This is a genomic window from Saliphagus sp. GCM10025334 (assembly GCF_042663485.1).
Lineage (GTDB): Archaea > Halobacteriota > Halobacteria > Halobacteriales > Natrialbaceae > Natronosalvus.
In genome coordinates, this window is record NZ_JBHTAF010000020.1 from 1 (window position 1) to 570 (window position 570).

1 protein-coding gene is annotated in these 570 nt (G+C 64.9%); it reads left to right on the plus strand.

Going from position 1 to position 570, the window contains the following annotated elements:
• Positions 1–570, plus strand: a 570-nt coding sequence (locus ACFQO4_RS21195) for an AMP-binding protein (protein ID WP_500262722.1), incomplete at both ends; no start/stop codon positions are given.

Consider the following 570-nt stretch of genomic DNA (forward strand, 5'->3'; position numbering starts at 1 on the left):
TAGGCGTCGAGGAGGACGACGTCGTCACCCTCTACCTGCCGATGATTCCGGAGCTACCCATCGCGATGCTCGCGTGTGCCCGCATCGGGGCGCCCCACTCGGTCGTCTTCGCGGGCTTCTCCGCCGATGCACTCGCGACCCGGATGAACGCCGCCGACAGCGAGTATCTCGTCACCTGCGACGGCTACTACCGACGAGGGGACGCCCTCGACCACCTCTCGAAGGCCAACGAAGGACTCGAGGGCGTCGATCACGACGTCGAGACGGTGGTCGTCGACCGCCTCGGCGACGACCACTCGCACTCGCTGGGTGAGAACCAGCGAGACTACGCCGACCTGGTCGACGCACACGAGGGCGAGACTGTCGAGCCGGTCTCGCGCGATGCGGAGGACATGCTCTTCCTGATGTACACTTCGGGGACTACGGGTCAGCCAAAGGGGGTAAAACACACCACGGGGGGCTACCTCTCGTACGCCGCCTGGACCTCTCACGCCGTACTGGACGTCAAACCCGAGGACACCTACTGGTGTGCAGCCGACATCGGCTGGATTACGGGGCATTCGTACATCG